This is a genomic window from Mycolicibacterium neoaurum ATCC 25795 (genome assembly GCF_000691525.1).
GTDB lineage: Bacteria > Actinomycetota > Actinomycetes > Mycobacteriales > Mycobacteriaceae > Mycobacterium > Mycobacterium neoaurum.
In genome coordinates this window covers 374,457-391,030 of the sequence record NZ_JMDW01000003.1, presented here as the reverse complement: position 1 = coordinate 391,030, position 16,574 = coordinate 374,457, and the positions used below count along the sequence as shown (strand labels likewise).

Here is a 16,574-nt window from a genome sequence, read left to right as displayed (position 1 = left end):
GTCGCCGGCGCGATCTTCCGCCGTCCGGGCCCACCGTCCTAGCGTGACCGGATGGGGGAATCGCTTGATCCGACGGTCCTGACGCGAGTACGCGCGGCTCTGCGCCCCGACTGGACGCGGACCGTCGCCGCGCGGCGTGCCGCCGCCGGTGTTCTCGTCGTGCTGGCCGCCGTGATCGCCTTACGCCCCGACCCTGCCGGTGAGCGCACCCATGTGGTGATCGCCGCGGCCGACCTCGCCCCCGGTTCTCCGTTGGAAGCCGGTGATCTGACCATCGAGTCGCGGTTGACGGCCACCGTGCCCGACGGCGCGCAGACCGATATCGGCGATGTGGTCGGCGCGCACCTGACCGCACCCGCGCGCCGCGGCGAGGTACTCACCGACGTGCGTCTGCTCGGCACCCGCCTCACCGAGGCGACGGCCGGTCCCGATGCACGGGTCGTGCCCATACCGCTGACCGATGCGGCCGTGGTCGAGCTGATCCGTCCCGGCGACGTCCTCGACGTGCTGGCCGCCTCCGATTCCGGCTCCCCACCCGAGCTGATCGCCACCCGTGCGGTGGTCGCGATGGTGTCCGCCGAAGCGAACGGACCATCGGCGGGGACGCAACGGGTCGTCATGGTCGTGTTGCCCCGGCAGGCCGCCACCGCCGTGGCCGGTGCGGCCCTGACCGGACACCTCACCGTGACGTTCCACTGATCCACCACCGGTCGAGCACTGCCATACTGATTGCGGAAACTGGCTGACCACGAACTGCTGGAAGGGTCCCCGCATGCTCAAGGGTTTCAAGGAGTTCCTGCTCCGCGGCAATATCATCGACCTCTCGACCGCGGTCGTCATCGGTACCGCGTTCACCGGATTGGTCACCGCGTTCACCGACAGCATCATCCAACCGCTGATCGACCGGATCGGCGCCGGCGGCGACTCCGATTACGGCATCCTGCGCATCCCCATCGGCGGCAATCAGACGATCGATCTGAACGTGCTGTTGTCGGCGACCATCAACTTCGTCCTGATCGCGGCCGTCGTGTACTTCGTGATCGTGCTGCCGTTCAGCAGGTTCCGGAAGCAGAAAGAGGAGACCGTCGAGGCCGAGGTGGTGCTGCTGACCGAGATCCGCGATCTGCTGGCGCAGCGTCCAGGACCGACTGTCGAGCAGCGTCTGGATCCCGACGCACCCAAGCCCACCGCCTGACCGAGCTCACACGCGAGAATGCCCGACCGGACGCCGGTCGGGCATTCTTGTGTGCGCTGTTCGACGCCGCCAAAGCAGAGAGCCCCGCCTTGCCGGCAATCGGCGAGGCGGGGCTCTCAGCGTGTCAGAGCTATCAGGGCCTACTGCAGGCCGCGACCGGTGGCACCGGGGGCACGCACCAGCGAGCACTGCGGGCCGGTGTTGGCACCGTTGAAGAACGAGGCGTTCCACGGGCTGGAGGGGTTCACGTTGATCGCGATCCAGCCGTTGGAGCCGACCTCTTCGGGACCCTTCTCCTCGGTCACCTGCTTGGGGACGCTGCCATCGGGCATGTACACCGATGCGGTGCTCAGGGTGCCCGCGCTGGTCTCGCAACGCTTGGCGCCTGCAACCGCGGCCGACTGCGGCGAGGACACGACACCCTGTGAACCGATCTCGGTCGGGGCGGGCCCGGTGTCATCGGCGCTGGCGGTGCCTGCCCCGAAGGTCAGCAACGCGCAGGACGCGGCAAATGCACCGATGCCGACGATTCCGGCCTTCTTGACGCGATCAATGGCTTCGGCCATCACTGAAACACCTTCCATTCCGAGACACGCACGGACTGTGGCCCGAGCCGTTAATTGCAATAAGAGAATAGCAGGCATCCCCCCGTTGCGCTTGCCAAACAACCCCTCTTCACAGGGCGGGGATATCGCCGGCAGGCAACGGGTCGAATGCCGAAACATCAAGTCGCCGAGCTGATTTGAGAGCCGAGCGAGCCATGCTAACCAATCCGGCCGCAACGGCTGTGCGCCGAAATGAAGATCGGTCCCCGGCATACACCGGGGACCGATCGTCAGCGCGAGAGAACGAACGTCAGTTCATGTTCCACGGTTCGCCGTAGGTGGTGACGCTGTCGCCGAGGCTCGAGACCAGTCGAGCAAACGGACGGAGCAGCACACCGCCGGCGGCACCGGTGACGGTTCCGTGAGCGTTGGACACCGCGACGGCACCCTCGGGGCCGGCGACCTCGGTGGAGAAGGTCGCGACTTCCTGGATACCCGGGCCGTTGCCGAGGTCGGCGCTGATGGAGGCACCGGGCAGCAGCGGCGGGGTCGCGATCTCACCGACGAGCGGCAGGCCACCGATACCGAGGACACCGAAGCCGGGGTCACCACTCAGGGCGACGTTGGGGGTGGTGTAGCTGAAGTTGATACCGACGCCCAGCGACCACGGGAAGCCAACCTGGTAGCCCAGCTCCAGGACACCTTCGAAGTCCTCGGCACCCGGGCCGGCGACCATGTACTTGGCCTTGCCGGAGTGGAACCACTCACGGGTCAGGCGGTTGCGGTCGAGGGGGAACACACCGTTGAGGAAGGTGTCCCACTGCTGGATCGTGAGGGTGCGATCCTTGCCGTCGACGAGGCTGAGCTCGTTGTCCAGGCCTGCGTTCGAGGTGCCAGTGCTCACGAACATCGCCGCGATCGCCGCGATCATCGCGAGAAACACCCGACTGATTGTCTTCATGTTCTCCCTAAGCTGTGCCGACGGTTTGTCCACCGTGTTGTTGATGTGCCACCCCGGCCCTAGCCGGAACTTCACACCCCGCAAGAGCTTCATGTGACCGGAATTAGAAACTTCACATTTAGTTCTTACGGATTGCTCATCGTTGACCAGAGCAACATAACGGTGCGGCATCCGCCCGGCAACGCGTACGTCCAACCGATCGGACGGCGAGCGAGAGCCACGAGAAGTTTGCTGGGGTCGCCGATCACCTACAGCTTGGGCGGCAGGAAGGGCGGAGCAAGATAACGCGACCGATGTTGCTCCGCACCCGGGGGTGAATACCAAGAACGGCTGGAATCAGGACGATTCCAGCCGTTCAAGATGAAAGCACTGCTCAGCCGTGGTGCGGCGGCACGTTGTCGCGCAGCCACCGATCGCGGTCGGTGTAGTCCTCGCGGTGATCGCTGTCGCGCTCATCGCTCGTGGTACTCGGAAGTTCCTCTCCGAAGACAGCGTTAACTACATCCCGCGGGGACCGCTTCGACTCGGTCACAGCCCACTATCCCTTGTGACCAAGATCACTTTTTGGCCGGGAATTCTGTTCACCTGACCGTAACCTTCCGGAATCGAAAAGAATGCGCGGACCTGCATCATTACCCCGTCATGGCCATCCACGGGAGGGTCAGATGTCCAACCGGGAGAGCTGACCGATCACCTGGACCGCGAGCGGTGAGAGGGTCGCCATCCCGTCCCGGACCGCGGCCCGCGAACCGGCGATATTGACCACCAGCGTGCTCCCCGAGATTCCGGCCAGGCCGCGTGAGACACCCGCATCGACGATGCCCGCCGAAAGACCCGATGCCCGCAGCGCCTCCGAGATGCCCAGCAGCTCGCGGTCCAACAGATCCACCGTGGCCTCCGGGGTGACATCGCGTGGACTGACTCCGGTACCACCGACCGAGATGACCAGGTCCACCCCTCCGATCACCGCGGTGTTGAGCGCGTTGCGGATCTCCACCTCGTCGGCGGAGACGACCACGACGCCGTCGACCAGAAATCCGCTCTCCGCGAGTAGCTCGGTGACCAACGGCCCGCTGTGGTCTTCTTCGTCCCCGTGTGCCGTCCGATCGTCGACGACGACGACGAGTGCGCGGCCGACCATGTCCCCTGGTTTCTCCATGCCTGTCACCGTATATCCGGCCGACGACAGCGACGCAGACAAGGTGGCCGCCAGCTCGGTCATCATCGCCGGAGCCAGTTCGATCTCGTTGGTCACTTGTCGGCCTTGCCCAGGGTCACGTCCATCGTCTGCGACCCGCCGGGTCCATCGAAGGTCAAGGTCACCTTGGTGCCCGGAGCCTTGGACCGCACGGCGGCCACCAGGGCGTCGGCGCTGTTGATCACCCGGCCATCGACCTTGGTCACCACCACACCGCTGGGCAACCCGGCCGCGGCGGCCGCGCCACCCTGCGTGACCTCGACGATCTTGGCACCGTCGACCGACGCGTCGTTGCCCACCTGCACACCGAGCGAGGCATGCGAGGCGGTGCCGTTCTGGACCAGCTCATCGGCGATGCGCTTGGCCTGATCCACCGGGATCGCGAAGCCCAGTCCGATCGATCCGCTCTGCGAGCCGCCCGAGGAACTACCTAGGGTGGCAATCGCCGAGTTCACGCCGACCAGTTCGCCGTTCATGTTGACCAGCGCGCCGCCGGAGTTACCGGGGTTGATGGCGGCATCGGTCTGAATGGCGTCGAGCACCGTGTTCTGGTTTTTGCTGTCGCCACCGGCGGCGACCGGCCGGTTGAGCGCGCTGACGATGCCGACGGTCACCGTGCCTTCCAGGCCCAGCGGCGAACCGATGGCGACGACGTCCTGGCCGACACGCAGGTCCGAGGACGAACCGAGCGTGATCGGCGTCAGATCCGAGACGCCCTCGGCCCGCACCACGGCGATATCACTGCTCGGGTCGGTACCGACCACGCGGAACGGCGCGGTACGCCCGTCGGCGAAGGTCACCTTGGTCTCTGCCCGTCCGCCCGGCGCGTCGCCGGTGGCCACGACGTGGTTGTTGGTCAGGATCAGACCGTCGCTGGACAGGATGATGCCCGACCCCTCCTCGGAGGCCCGGCCCAGATTCGTCTCCAGCTTCACCACGCTGGGCACCACCTTGGCCGCGACCTGCTCGACCGAGCCGGCCGGGACGCTGGCTGCCGGCTGGCCCGGGGTGGCGCCGCTGCTGCTGGAGAAGCTGGTGGCCGGTTGGTCGGGAGTGGCCAATACCGCCACGCCGCCGCCGATGCCTGCCGACACCACCGCGATCGCGAGCGCGCCGGCGAGCAGGCCGCCCGTGCGTGAACGCTTCTGGCCACCGCCCGGACCCTGCGCGGGCCGGTACGGGTCGTACTGCGGACGCGGCTGCTGGGCGTGCGGCTGCTGGCCGTGCTGTTGCGACTGCTGCGGATGGGCTTGCCGTGCGTAACGCCAGTCGTAGGGCTGTGTGTAGCCACCGGGGTATCCGGTGGCCCGCCCCTCGTAACCGGACTCGTATCCACTCGGGCCGCTACCCGCTTGGGACGGAGGCGGGGTGTACCTCGGGTGGTTCGTCATAGGTCTGGTCGCTCTCTCTACTCAGCGGATCAGTTACTTCGTACAACGCGTTACGCACGCTCACAGTGCCGAACTGGGCTGAGAATCCACTTAGAGAAGTACCCGGTGGTCCCCTATGAATTCGCACAGAATTCCCCCGCGGATCGCCCGCGCCGTCAATTGTGGGTGTCGGCGGCGACGCGGTCCACGATCAGTCCCCGCGTGTCGCCGCCGGCGCCATCGCTCCGACTGCATCGTCACCGTCGGGCAACACCCGCCTGCCCGGCAGCACGATCCTGACCGTCGTCCCCGTCGGGTCACCACCGGGGACCGCCTCCTCGACGCCGATCGTGCCGCCGTGCTTGAGAACCACCTGTTTGACGATGGCCAACCCGAGCCCCGATCCGGGCATCGCGCGCGCCGAAGTGGACCGATAGAACCGCTCGAAGACCAGGTCCCGCTCGTGTGGCGGAATGCCCGGGCCGAAATCGGTGATGGCCAGTTCGGCATGCACCGCGTCGCGCTGCCACAACCGCACCACGACACGGCCGTCGGGCGGGCTCCACTTGGCGGCGTTGTCGAGCACGTTGAGAACGGCGCGCGAGAGTCCGGCGGGGTCACCGTCGACCTGCCAGTCGATCAGTTGCACGTCGAACTCGATATCGTTGCGGCGCCGCCGGACTCGCTCCAGCGCGCGGTCCACCACGTCGGGCAGGTCCACCTTCTCGCGCACCGTCACGCCGGCATCGTCACGGGTCAGGTCGACGAGATCGCCCACCAATGTGGACAATTCCTCGATCTGGGCGATCACATCGGCCTGCAGTTCGGTCATCTCACCGTCGGGCAGCCGCGGCGCCCCGGGCGCCATCGCCGCCATGAGCAGCTCGACATTGGTGCGCAGCGAGGTCAACGGCGTACGCAACTCGTGGCCGGCGTCGGTGACCAACCGCGCCTGGCGCTCCCGGGACTCGGCCAATGCCCGCAGCATCATGTTGAACGAGTGGGTGAGCCGGGCCAACTCGTCGGTGCCGACCACCGGGATCGGGCGCAGGTCGTCGGTGCGCGCCACCCGCTCGGCCGCTCTGGTCAACCGGGCCACCGGGCGCAGTCCGGCGCGGGCCACCATCCCACCGGCGATGGCGGCCACCGCCATACCCGAGGCACCGATGATCGCCAGCGCCGTCCCCAGCCGGTTCAGTAGCGCGATCGTGGCAGCCAGGCTCTTCGAGATCAGCAACGAATTACCGTCGGCCAGGTGCACCGCGAGAACCCGCTGATTGTTCGTGGTGCGCAGGCTCATCAGCAACTCGCCTTGCACAACGGCCTTCTCGGGCGGCCCGAGCGGCAGCGTCTGTCCCTGTTGGTTGGCGGTGTAGATATAACGGCCGGGGCTCACCAGCATCGCGTTCACGTCCGAGTAGGCGGTGCCCTCGATGGCCTTGCCCGGATCGGCTGCCAGCGAACCGCTTTCGATGAGCAGCTGTGCACGACTATGCAACTGGGTGTCGATATCGTCGTAGACCGATCGCGACACCACGGCGTACACCGCGACAGCCATCAGCACGACGACCATGGCCACCATCGACATCGCCAGCAGCATCACCCGCCAACGCAGCGAGACGGTGCTGACATTGCGGCTGTAGCGCCGCTGCGTGGTCTGCCCGGATTTTCGGCTCTTCGGCCGGCGCAGCCGCAGCCTCACGGCGGGGTTTCGCGCAGCACGTACCCGACACCGCGCACAGTGTGGATCAGCCGCGGCTCGCCCTCGGCCTCGGTCTTGCGGCGCAGGTAGCCGACATAGACCTCAAGCGCGTTGCCCGAGGTCGGGAAGTCGAAGCCCCACACCTCTTCCAGGATCCGGCTGCGGGTGAGCACCCGCCGCGGATTGGCGATGAGCATCTCTAGCAGCGAGAACTCGGTCCGGGTCAGACTGATGGACCGCTCCCCACGGGTCACCTCGCGGGTCACCGGGTCCAGGCTCAGATCGGAGAACGTCAGCGCCCGGTTGTCGGCGGTCTCCTCGGGGGTGGCCCGGCGGCGCAGCAGCGCACGCATCCGGGCCAGCAGTTCCTCCAGCGCGAACGGTTTGGGCAGGTAGTCGTCGGCCCCGGCATCGAGCCCGGCCACCCGTTCGGACACCGAGTCACGCGCGGTGAGCACGAGGATGGGCAGATCGTCACCGGTGCTGCGCAGATGTCGACACACCTCAAGCCCGTCGAGCCTGGGCATCATGACATCGAGAACGACAGCATCCGGTCGATCGCTCGAGATGGCCTCGAGGGCTTCGACACCGTCCTGGGCCAGGTCGACGGAATAACCATTGAACGACAGCGACCGGCGCAGGGATTCGCGCACAGCGCGGTCATCGTCAACGACAAGAATGCGCACAGCCACAGTGTCATCCCTCCATCTGAGAGCGACCTGAGAGGCGCGCCGACCTACTTGCGGTCGAGGTCGACCAGGCCCAGGCGCGCGGCCTTGAGCAGGCGACGCGGCACCTTGCGCTGCTGGCCGGCAACGGACACGGTGACCAGGCCGGTAGCCTCGGCCTTCCACTGCGCGCGGCGGCTACGGGTGTTCGAGCGCGACATCCGGCGCTTGGGCACAGCCATGATCGAGATCTCCTCTTGCGGGGTTTCCGCCGCGCAGTAAACAGCGACGGCAATGTGCACCACAGAATAGCCCGCACCGCCGGATGCCTCCAAACCGCCGAACCGCCGGCACCGGCTGGGCAAGACTGGACCACGGCGACGGATCCGGCCCAACCTCTTGACGCGATACCGTCGGTACCGGTTAACCTACTGACCGGTTGGTCGGAATTCGATGGGAGTGTGGGTGGCCTCGGAAGCGGTACGGATCGGCAACTGCTCGGGCTTCTACGGGGACCGGATGTCGGCCATGGGCGAGATGCTCGCGGGCGGCGAGCTCGACTACCTGACCGGCGATTACCTCGCCGAACTCACCATGCTCATCCTGGCCCGCGACCGCGCCCGCAACGCCGATCTGGGCTACGCCAAGACCTTTCTCCGCCAGTTGGAGAACAACCTGGGCCTGGCGATGGACCGCGGAGTCAAGATCGTCGCCAACGCCGGTGGACTCAACCCGGCGGGCCTGGCCGCCGCCGTCCGTGAACTCGCCGATCGGCTCGGGCTCAGCGTGAACGTGGCACACGTCGAGGGTGACGATGTGGTGGCGCGCGCCGACGAACTCGGGTTCGGGTCTCCCCTCTCGGCCAACGCGTACCTGGGCGCCTGGGGCATCGTCGAGTGTCTGAACGCCGGGGCCGATGTCGTCGTGACGGGCCGGGTCACCGATGCCTCCGTCATCGTCGGCCCGGCCGCCGCTCACTTCGGCTGGTCACCCACCGACTACGACGCGCTGGCCGGTGCCGTCGCCGCCGGACACATCATCGAATGCGGCACCCAGGCCACCGGCGGCAATTACGCCTTCTTCCCGCCCGACCTCGACCACCCGGGTTTCCCGATCGCCGAGATCAGTGCCGACGGCTCGTCGGTCATCACCAAACACCCCGGCACGGGCGGCCTGGTCGACACCGGTACCGTCACCGCCCAACTGCTCTACGAGATCACCGGCGCCCGGTACGCCAACCCCGATGTCACGTTGCGCATGGATTCGGTGATGCTGCAGCAGGACGGGCCCGACCGGGTGCGGGTCTGCGGCGTGCGCGGTGAGGCGCCGCCACCGACGCTGAAGGTGTCACTCAACAGCATCGGCGGGTTCCGCAACGCGACGACGTTCGTGCTCACCGGGCTCGACATCGAGGCCAAGGCCGCGTTGGTGCGCCGTCAGCTCGAGGCGTCGTTGACCACGCGGCCGGCCGAGTTGGAGTGGACGCTGGCCCGCACCGACCATGCCGATGCCGACACCGAAGAGACGGCCAGCGCCTTATTGCATTGTGTGGTCCGCGACCCCGACCCGGCCGTGGTCGGACGCCAATTCTCCGCCGCCGGAGTCGAACTCGCGTTGGCCAGCTACCCCGGCTTCACCGCGACGGCTCCGCCGGGCGACGGTCAGGTGTACGGGTTGTTCACCCCCGGTTATGTCGACGCGGCCGAGGTGCCGCATACCGCGGTGCACGCCGACGGCACCCGCGTCGACATCGCCCCGGCGGCCGACACCCGGGAGCTGGCACCGGTCGAGGATCCTCGCCTGCCCGACCCACCCGCGGACGGTCCCACTGTCCGCGCACCATTGGGCCGCATCGCCGGCGCACGCAGCGGCGACAAGGGCGGATCGGCGAACGTCGGCGTCTGGGTGCGTACCGACAGCGAATGGTCTTGGCTGGCAAATTTTTTGACCGTCGAGGCGTTGCGCGAGCTGTTACCCGAGACCGCACACCTGCCGGTCACCCGGCATCTGCTGCCCAATCTGCGCGCCGTCAACTTCGTCATCGAGGACATCCTCGGCCGAGGTGTCGCGTACCAGGCGCGGTTCGATCCCCAGGCCAAGGGTCTCGGTGAATGGCTGAGATCCCGACACGTCGACATCCCGGAAAGGCTGTTGTGATGAGGACAAGCTTGTGACCAGCGTCTGGAATGCACCCGAACGCGAGGACCTGCGAAAGACGGTGCGTACGTTCGCCGAACGCGAGATTCTGCCGCACGTCGAAGAATGGGAACGCGCCGGCGAACTGCCCCGCGAACTGCACCTGGCGGCAGGCGCCGCGGGACTGCTCGGTGCGCCCTACCCGGAATCGGTGGGCGGCGGGGGCGGCGACAGTGCCGACGCGGTGATCATCTGCGAGGAACTGCATCAGACCGGTGTGCCCGGCGGGGTGTTCGCCTCGCTGTTCACCTGCGGCATCTCGGTGCCGCACATGATCGCCTCGGGCGACCAACGGCTCATCGACACCTATGTGCGCCCCACCTTGAGCGGTGAGCTCATCGGATCGCTGGCCATCACCGAACCCGGCGGCGGGTCCGATGTGGGGCACCTGACGACGAAAGCGGTCCGGGACGGGGACGATTTCATCGTCAACGGCGCCAAGACGTACATCACCTCCGGTGTCCGCGCCGATTACGTGGTGACCGCGGTGCGCACCGGCGGCCCGGGTGCGGCCGGGGTGTCGCTGCTGGTGGTCGACAAGGAGTCCGAGGGCTTCGAGGTCAGCCGCAAGCTGGAGAAGATGGGTTGGCGATCCAGCGACACCGCCGAACTGTCCTATACCGATGTGCGGGTGCCAGCCGCGAATCTGGTCGGCGCGGAGAACAGTGGGTTCCTCCAGATCGCCGGCGCGTTCGTCAGCGAGCGGGTCGGGCTTGCCGCGCAGGCCTACGCCAGTGCGCAGCGCTGCCTGGACCTGACCGTGCAGTGGTGCCGCGACCGCGAGACGTTCGGACGACCGCTGATCTCCCGGCAGGCCGTGCAGAACACGTTGGCCGACATGGCCCGTCGCATCGATGTGGCACGGGTGTACACCCATCAGCTCGTCGAGCGCGAGATGGCGGGTGAGTCCAATCTGATCACCGAGGTGTGTTTCGCCAAGAACACCGCCGTGGAAGCCGGTGAATGGGTGGCCAATCAGGCCGTCCAATTGTTCGGCGGGATGGGCTACATGGCCGAATCCGAGGTGGAACGCCAATACCGCGATATGCGCATCCTGGGTATCGGCGGCGGCACCTCCGAGATCCTGACCTCGCTGGCCGCCAAGACGCTGGGATTCCAATGACCCGTCTGAAATCCACCCTCGACCCACGCACGCCGGCCTACACCGATGCCGCCGCGGCGATGACGACCAAGCTGACCGAGCTGGCGGCCGAGCATGAGCGCAGCCTCGCCGGCGGTGGTCCCAAGTACGTCGACCGTCACCATGCCCGCGGCAAGCTCACCGCGCGGGAACGCGTCGAGCTGCTGGTCGACCCCGACTCGCCGTTCCTTGAGCTGAGCCCGCTGGCCGCCTGGGGCAGCGATTTCACCGTCGGCGCCAGCGTCGTCACCGGTATCGGTGCGGTCGAAGGCGTGGAATGCCTGATCGTCGCCAACGATCCGACGGTCAAGGGCGGCACCAGCAACCCCTGGACGCTGAAGAAGATCCTGCGCGCCAACCAGATCGCGATCCAGAACCGGCTACCGGTCATCTCCCTCGTCGAGTCCGGTGGCGCAGACCTGCCCACCCAGAAGGAGATCTTCATCCCGGGCGGGCAGATGTTCCGTGACCTCACCCGGCTCTCGGCGGCGGGCATCCCGACCATCGCGCTGGTGTTCGGCAACTCCACCGCCGGCGGCGCCTACGTCCCCGGCATGTCCGACCACGTGGTGATGATCCGGGACCGCTCCAAGGTGTTCCTGGCCGGTCCGCCGTTGGTCAAGATGGCCACCGGTGAGGAATCCGATGACGAGTCGCTCGGCGGGGCCGAGATGCACGCCCGCACATCGGGGCTCGGCGACTACCTTGCCAATGACGAACTGGACGCCATCCGGATCGGCAGGCGCATCGTCGCGCGGCTGAACTGGCGCAAGCAGGGCCCGGCACCACTACCGGTGCGCGAACCCGAGTACGACGCCGAGGAATTGCTCGGCATCGTCGGTGCCGACCTGCGCATCCCCTTCGACCCGCGCGATGTGATCGCCCGCATCGTCGACGGTTCGGACTTCGACGAGTTCAAGCCGCTGTACGGTTCGTCACTGGTCACCGGCTGGGCGACGCTCTACGGCTACCCGGTCGGCATCCTGGCCAACGCCCGCGGCGTGCTGTTCTCCGAAGAATCCCAGAAGGCCACCCAGTTCATCCAGCTGGCCAACCGCTCCGACACCCCACTGCTGTTCCTGCACAACACCACCGGCTACATGGTGGGCAGGGCGTACGAGGAGGGCGGGATGATCAAACACGGGTCGATGATGATCAACGCCGTCTCCAATTCGACGGTGCCGCACATCTCCCTGCTGATCGGCGCCTCCTACGGTGCAGGCCACTACGGTATGTGTGGGCGCGCCTATGACCCCCGCTTCCTGTTCGCCTGGCCCAGTTCCAAGTCCGCGGTGATGGGTGGCACCCAGCTCGCCGGGGTGCTCTCCATCGTCAGCCGCGCGGCCGCCGAGGCTCGCGGTCAGCAGGTCGACGAGGCCGCCGACGCTGCCCTGCGCGCCGCTGTCGAGGCGCAGATCGAGGCCGAGTCGCTGCCGATGTTCCTGTCCGGGCGCCTCTATGACGACGGTGTGATCGACCCGCGCGATACCCGCACCGTGCTCGGGATGTGCCTGTCCGCCATCGCCAGTGGACCGATCGAGGGGACGTCGAACTTCGGCGTCTTCCGGATGTGACTGTGATTTCGGCGCGCTCACGTTCGCACAGCGAGCGCGAACGCGCCCAAATCGCGGAGGGAGTTCGATGATCAGCAGAGTCCTCGTCGCCAACCGCGGCGAGATCGCCCGCCGGGTGTTCACCACCTGTCGCCGCCTCGGGATCGGCACCGTCGCGGTGTACACCGACCCCGACGCCGACGCCCCACATGTCACCGAGGCCGACTTCCGGGTCCGGCTTGAGGGCCGCAACGGCTATCTCGACAGCGCCCAGCTCATCGCGGCGGCGCGCGCCGCCGGTGCCGACGCGATACATCCCGGTTACGGGTTCCTCTCGGAGAACCCCGATTTCGCGGCCGCGGTACAGGAAGCCGGCCTGACCTGGATCGGGCCGCCGGTGGCCGCCGTGCAGGCCATGGGCTCCAAGATCGAGGCCAAGAAGTTGATGGCCGCGGCCGGCGTGCCGGTACTGGCCGAACTGGACCCGGACACCGTGACCGCCGACCAGTTGCCCGTCTTGATCAAGGCGTCCGCCGGTGGTGGCGGCCGCGGCATGCGGGTGGTGCGGGAGCTGTCCGAACTGCCGGCCGAGGTCGCCGCCGCGCAGCGCGAGGCACAGTCGGCGTTCGGCGATCCCACCGTCTTCTGCGAGCGCTACCTGGCCGCCGGTCATCACATCGAGGTACAGGTGATGGCCGATCGGCACGGCACCGTGTGGGCCGTCGGAGAACGCGAGTGCTCCATTCAGCGCAGACACCAGAAGGTGATCGAAGAGGCACCGTCCCCGCTGGTGGACCGGACTCCGGGCATGCGCGACAAGCTCTTCGAGGCCGCCCGACTGGCCGCCGAGGCGATCGGTTACACCGGCGCCGGGACCGTCGAGTTCATGGCCAGCTCCGATCCGGGGGCCAGTGGCGACTTCTACTTCCTGGAGATGAACACCCGTCTGCAGGTGGAACACCCGGTCACCGAGGAGACCACCGGCCTGGACCTGGTGGCGCTGCAAATCGACGTCGCCGACGGCGTCCACCTCGACGCCCGCCCACCTGCCACCCGCGGACATTCGATCGAGGCCCGGCTCTACGCCGAGGACCCGGCCAAGGGCTGGCAACCACAGGCCGGAACACTGCACCGGTTCGCCGTCCCGGCCGCCCGCACCGAATTCGACACCCTGGGCCGCACCGGGATTCGGCTGGATTCCGGTGTACTCGACGGATCGGTCATCTCGGTGTTCTACGACCCGATGCTGGCCAAGGTGATCTCGTTCGCCGATACCCGAGAACGGGCCGCCACCGCACTGGCCGAGGCGCTGGCCCACGCGGTCATCCACGGTCCCGGCACCAACCGTGACCTGTTGGTCAACGTGTTACGACACCCGGCATTCGTCGCCGGGGACACCGACACCGCGTTCTTCGACACCCACGGCCTTGACCGACTGGTCGCGGTCAGGGACATCACCGCACCGTCGGCGTTGGCCGCCGCGCTCGCCGACGCCGCGCACAATCGCGCCACGGCAACGGCATTCGGACCCGCACCCAGCGGGTGGCGCAATCTGTTCTCCGGGTATCAGTCCCGCTCATTTCGCGATGGCGACGACCGGGAGCACCTGGTTCGCTATCGGATCGGACGCGACGGTGTCGAGGTGCCCGACGTCGATGATGTCACCGTGGTGTCCACCGGCCCTGGGCAAGTGGTGTTGTCGATCAGCGGTGTCGAGGAGACCTTCGCGGTGACACGCTATGGCGCAGAGGTTTTCGTCGATTCGCCGCGCGGTGCCGTGCGCCTCACGAGTCTTCCCCGATTCCCCGATCCGGACTCGGCGGTGGCGCACGGATCGTTGCTGGCGCCGATGCCCGGTTCGGTGGTCCGGGTCGGCGCGGCGGCCGGTGATGCCGTGACCGCCGGGCAGCCGTTGATCTGGCTTGAGGCCATGAAGATGGAGCACACGATCGCCGCGCCGAGCGACGGTGTGCTCGCCGAACTGAACGTACAGGCAGGCCAGCAGGTCGAGGTCGGCACTGTGCTGGCCCGAATAGAAGGAGAACAGTCATGACCGGCTTCATCGAAACCGAGGAGCAGCAGGCGCTGCGCAAGGCCGTCGCCGCGATGGCCGCCAACTACGGCCAGGACTATTACCTGGAGAAGGCGCGGGCCGGTCAGCACACCGACGAACTGTGGTCCGAGGCGGGCAAGCTGGGCTTCATCGGGGTGAACCTCCCCGAAGAGTACGGCGGCGGTGGGGCCGGCATGTACGAGCTGTCGATGGTGATGGAGGAGATGTCGGCGGGCGGTTGTCCGCTGCTGATGATGGTGGTCTCCCCCGCCATCAACGGCACGATCATCAGCAAGTTCGGGACCGAAGAACAGAAGAAGCACTGGGTCACCGGTATCGCCGACGGGTCGATCACGATGGCCTTCGCCATCACCGAACCCGATGCCGGCTCCAACAGTCACCGGATCACCACCACCGCGCGCCATGACGGCAGCGACTGGATCCTCTCGGGTCAGAAGGTGTACATCTCCGGTGTCGACCAGGCCCAGGCCATCCTCGTGGTCGGCCGCACCGAGGACCATAAAACCGGCAACCTGAAGCCCGCACTGTTCGTGGTGCCGACCGACACCCCCGGCCTGTCCTGGACCAAGATCGAGATGGAGATCCTCAGTCCCGAATACCAGTTCCAGGTCTTCCTCGACGAGGTGCGACTGCCGTCGGACGCACTCGTCGGCAGCGAGGATGCCGCCATCGCGCAGTTGTTCGCCGGGCTGAATCCCGAGCGCATCATGGGCGCGGCCAGTGCGGTGGGGATGGGCCGGTTCGCCATCAACAAGGCCACCGAGTACGTCAAGACCCGCCAGGTGTGGAAGACCCCGATCGGCGCGCATCAGGGCATCGCGCATCCGTTGGCCCAGAACCACATCGAGATCGAACTCGCGAAGCTGATGATGCAGAAGGCCGCGGCGCTCTATGACAGCGGAGATGATTTCGGTGCCGCCGAGTCGGCGAACATGGCCAAGTACGCCGCCGGTGAGGCATCGGTGCGCGCGGTCGACCAGGCCGTGCAGTCCCTCGGCGGAAATGGACTCACCAAGGAGTACGGCATCGCCTCGGTGCTGACCGCCTCCCGCCTGGCGCGTATCGCGCCGGTCAGTCGGGAGATGATCCTCAACTTCGTCGCACAGACCTCGCTGGGTCTGCCCCGGTCCTACTGACGATGCTGGTCGACTACACGGTCGAGGGCCGGATCGCCCGCCTGACGCTGAACTCGCCGCACAACCACAACGCGCTGTCCACGGCGCTGGTCGAACAGTTGCATCAGGGGTTCGCCGACGCGGCGGCCGCCGATGTGCGCGCGGTGGTGCTGGGCCATACCGGTCCGACGTTCTGCGCGGGTGCCGACCTGTCCGAGGCGGCCGGCCGAGAACCGGGGGATGTGGCGGTCGACCGGGCCCGCGAGATGACCCGCCTGCTGCGCGCGATCCTGGAGCTGCCGGTCCCGGTGATCGCCGCGGTCGACGGGAACGTGCGGGCCGGCGGCATGGGTATGGTCGGCGCCTGCGATATCGCGGTGGCCGGACCCGCGAGCTCCTTCGCTCTCACCGAGGCGCGGATCGGGGTGGCTCCGTCGATCATCTCGCTGACCCTGCTGCCGAAGCTGACCGCCCGCGCCGCGGGCCGATACTTCGTCACCGGCGAGAAGTTCGGGCCGACGGAGGCCGCCAGGATCGGGCTCGTCACCGCGGCCGTCGATGACGTCGCCGCGACGGTCGCCGATCTCACCGCGAGCATCGCCAAGGCTTCGCCGCAGGGGCTTGCCGCGTCCAAGGCGCTGACCACCGCCTCGGTGCTGGCCGGCTTCGACGAACGTGCCGAAGAACTCACCGAGCAATCGGCGCGGCTGTTCGTGTCCGAGGAGGCGCACGAAGGCATGCTCGCTTTCCTGCAGAAACGCCGGCCGTCCTGGACATGAGAAAGTAGCTGTCGTTTGCCAGCGGGGCGTCCGAGCGGCGAAGTTTGCCGTAACAGTTTTGCCCACGAGCTTGCATT

15 protein-coding genes are annotated in these 16,574 nt (G+C 67.3%); 8 read left to right on the top strand and 7 right to left on the bottom strand.

Annotation, left to right across the window (positions count from 1 at the left end; translation table 11 throughout):
* Positions 1-51: 51 nt before the first annotated feature.
* Positions 52-699: an SAF domain-containing protein gene (locus tag IC40_RS0103670; protein WP_030133408.1), complete on the top strand. Its 648-nt coding sequence runs from the start codon at positions 52-54 to the stop codon at positions 697-699.
* A gap of 73 nt (positions 700-772) precedes the next feature.
* Complete coding sequence (mscL, locus tag IC40_RS0103665; protein ID WP_030133407.1) at positions 773-1,195, top strand: large-conductance mechanosensitive channel protein MscL; 423 nt, start codon at positions 773-775, stop codon at positions 1,193-1,195.
* Positions 1,196-1,335: 140 nt separating this feature from the next.
* Here mscL and IC40_RS0103660 read toward each other — a convergent pair whose 3' ends face one another.
* From IC40_RS0103660 to rpmF, 7 genes are all read right to left on the bottom strand, one after another.
* Entirely contained in the window at positions 1,336-1,761 is a 426-nt protein-coding gene (locus tag IC40_RS0103660) for a hypothetical protein (RefSeq protein ID WP_030133406.1), read from the bottom strand.
* A 289-nt stretch (positions 1,762-2,050) separates the two neighbouring features.
* Positions 2,051-2,701: a porin MspA gene (locus IC40_RS0103655; protein ID WP_030133405.1), complete on the bottom strand. Its 651-nt coding sequence runs from the start codon at positions 2,699-2,701 to the stop codon at positions 2,051-2,053.
* 661 nt (positions 2,702-3,362) lie between these two features.
* Entirely contained in the window at positions 3,363-3,923 is a 561-nt protein-coding gene (locus IC40_RS0103650) for a MogA/MoaB family molybdenum cofactor biosynthesis protein (protein WP_030133404.1), read from the bottom strand.
* 29 nt (positions 3,924-3,952) lie between these two features.
* Positions 3,953-5,290, bottom strand: a complete 1,338-nt coding sequence (locus IC40_RS0103645; protein WP_030133403.1) for a S1C family serine protease — start codon at positions 5,288-5,290, stop codon at positions 3,953-3,955.
* Positions 5,291-5,480: 190 nt separating this feature from the next.
* Positions 5,481-6,959, bottom strand: a complete 1,479-nt coding sequence (locus tag IC40_RS0103640) for a HAMP domain-containing sensor histidine kinase (RefSeq protein WP_042509923.1) — start codon at positions 6,957-6,959, stop codon at positions 5,481-5,483.
* Positions 6,960-6,967: 8 nt separating this feature from the next.
* Entirely contained in the window at positions 6,968-7,657 is a 690-nt protein-coding gene (locus IC40_RS0103635; protein ID WP_036460412.1) for a response regulator transcription factor, read from the bottom strand.
* Positions 7,658-7,707: 50 nt separating this feature from the next.
* Positions 7,708-7,881, bottom strand: a complete 174-nt coding sequence (gene rpmF, locus IC40_RS0103630) for a 50S ribosomal protein L32 (protein ID WP_023986216.1) — start codon at positions 7,879-7,881, stop codon at positions 7,708-7,710.
* 211 nt (positions 7,882-8,092) lie between these two features.
* Here rpmF and IC40_RS0103625 point away from each other — a divergent pair, with 211 nt between their 5' ends.
* The 6 genes from IC40_RS0103625 to IC40_RS0103600 all read left to right on the top strand — a co-directional run bounded on the left by IC40_RS0103625 (position 8,093) and on the right by IC40_RS0103600 (position 16,497).
* Complete coding sequence (locus tag IC40_RS0103625; RefSeq protein ID WP_030133400.1) at positions 8,093-9,796, top strand: acyclic terpene utilization AtuA family protein; 1,704 nt, start codon at positions 8,093-8,095, stop codon at positions 9,794-9,796.
* A gap of 13 nt (positions 9,797-9,809) precedes the next feature.
* On the top strand, positions 9,810-10,958 hold the full coding sequence (locus tag IC40_RS0103620; protein ID WP_030133399.1) for an acyl-CoA dehydrogenase family protein: 1,149 nt from the start codon (positions 9,810-9,812) through the stop codon (positions 10,956-10,958).
* Positions 10,955-12,550 (top strand): acyl-CoA carboxylase subunit beta, encoded by a 1,596-nt coding sequence (locus IC40_RS0103615; RefSeq protein WP_030133398.1) that lies wholly within the window; start codon positions 10,955-10,957, stop codon positions 12,548-12,550. The genes IC40_RS0103620 and IC40_RS0103615 overlap by 4 nt, the downstream gene beginning before the upstream one ends.
* 67 nt (positions 12,551-12,617) lie before the next feature.
* The gene (locus IC40_RS0103610) at positions 12,618-14,582 is read left to right on the top strand and encodes an acetyl/propionyl/methylcrotonyl-CoA carboxylase subunit alpha (RefSeq protein WP_030133397.1); all 1,965 of its coding nucleotides are present in this window, start codon (positions 12,618-12,620) and stop codon (positions 14,580-14,582) included.
* A complete protein-coding gene (locus IC40_RS0103605; protein WP_030133396.1) occupies positions 14,579-15,739 on the top strand; it encodes an acyl-CoA dehydrogenase family protein in 1,161 nt (386 codons plus the stop codon). The genes IC40_RS0103610 and IC40_RS0103605 overlap by 4 nt, the downstream gene beginning before the upstream one ends.
* Positions 15,736-16,497 (top strand): enoyl-CoA hydratase family protein, encoded by a 762-nt coding sequence (locus IC40_RS0103600; RefSeq protein ID WP_036460409.1) that lies wholly within the window; start codon positions 15,736-15,738, stop codon positions 16,495-16,497. Before IC40_RS0103605 ends, IC40_RS0103600 begins: the two co-directional genes overlap by 4 nt.
* Positions 16,498-16,574: the final 77 nt, after the last annotated feature.

Bases quoted from the DNA above. Each gene is read 5' to 3' on its own strand.
- IC40_RS0103670 (WP_030133408.1), top strand. From the start codon at position 52: ATGGGGGAATCGCTTGATCCGACGGTCCTGACGCGAGTACGCGCGGCT.
- mscL (WP_030133407.1), top strand. From the start codon at position 773: ATGCTCAAGGGTTTCAAGGAGTTCCTGCTCCGCGGCAATATCATCGAC.
- IC40_RS0103660 (WP_030133406.1), bottom strand. From the start codon at position 1,761: ATGGCCGAAGCCATTGATCGCGTCAAGAAGGCCGGAATCGTCGGCATC.
- IC40_RS0103655 (WP_030133405.1), bottom strand. From the start codon at position 2,701: ATGAAGACAATCAGTCGGGTGTTTCTCGCGATGATCGCGGCGATCGCG.
- IC40_RS0103650 (WP_030133404.1), bottom strand. From the start codon at position 3,923: ATGACCGAGCTGGCGGCCACCTTGTCTGCGTCGCTGTCGTCGGCCGGA.
- IC40_RS0103645 (WP_030133403.1), bottom strand. From the start codon at position 5,290: ATGACGAACCACCCGAGGTACACCCCGCCTCCGTCCCAAGCGGGTAGC.
- rpmF (WP_023986216.1), bottom strand. From the start codon at position 7,881: ATGGCTGTGCCCAAGCGCCGGATGTCGCGCTCGAACACCCGTAGCCGC.
- IC40_RS0103625 (WP_030133400.1), top strand. From the start codon at position 8,093: ATGGGAGTGTGGGTGGCCTCGGAAGCGGTACGGATCGGCAACTGCTCG.
- IC40_RS0103615 (WP_030133398.1), top strand. From the start codon at position 10,955: ATGACCCGTCTGAAATCCACCCTCGACCCACGCACGCCGGCCTACACC.
- IC40_RS0103610 (WP_030133397.1), top strand. From the start codon at position 12,618: ATGATCAGCAGAGTCCTCGTCGCCAACCGCGGCGAGATCGCCCGCCGG.
- IC40_RS0103605 (WP_030133396.1), top strand. From the start codon at position 14,579: ATGACCGGCTTCATCGAAACCGAGGAGCAGCAGGCGCTGCGCAAGGCC.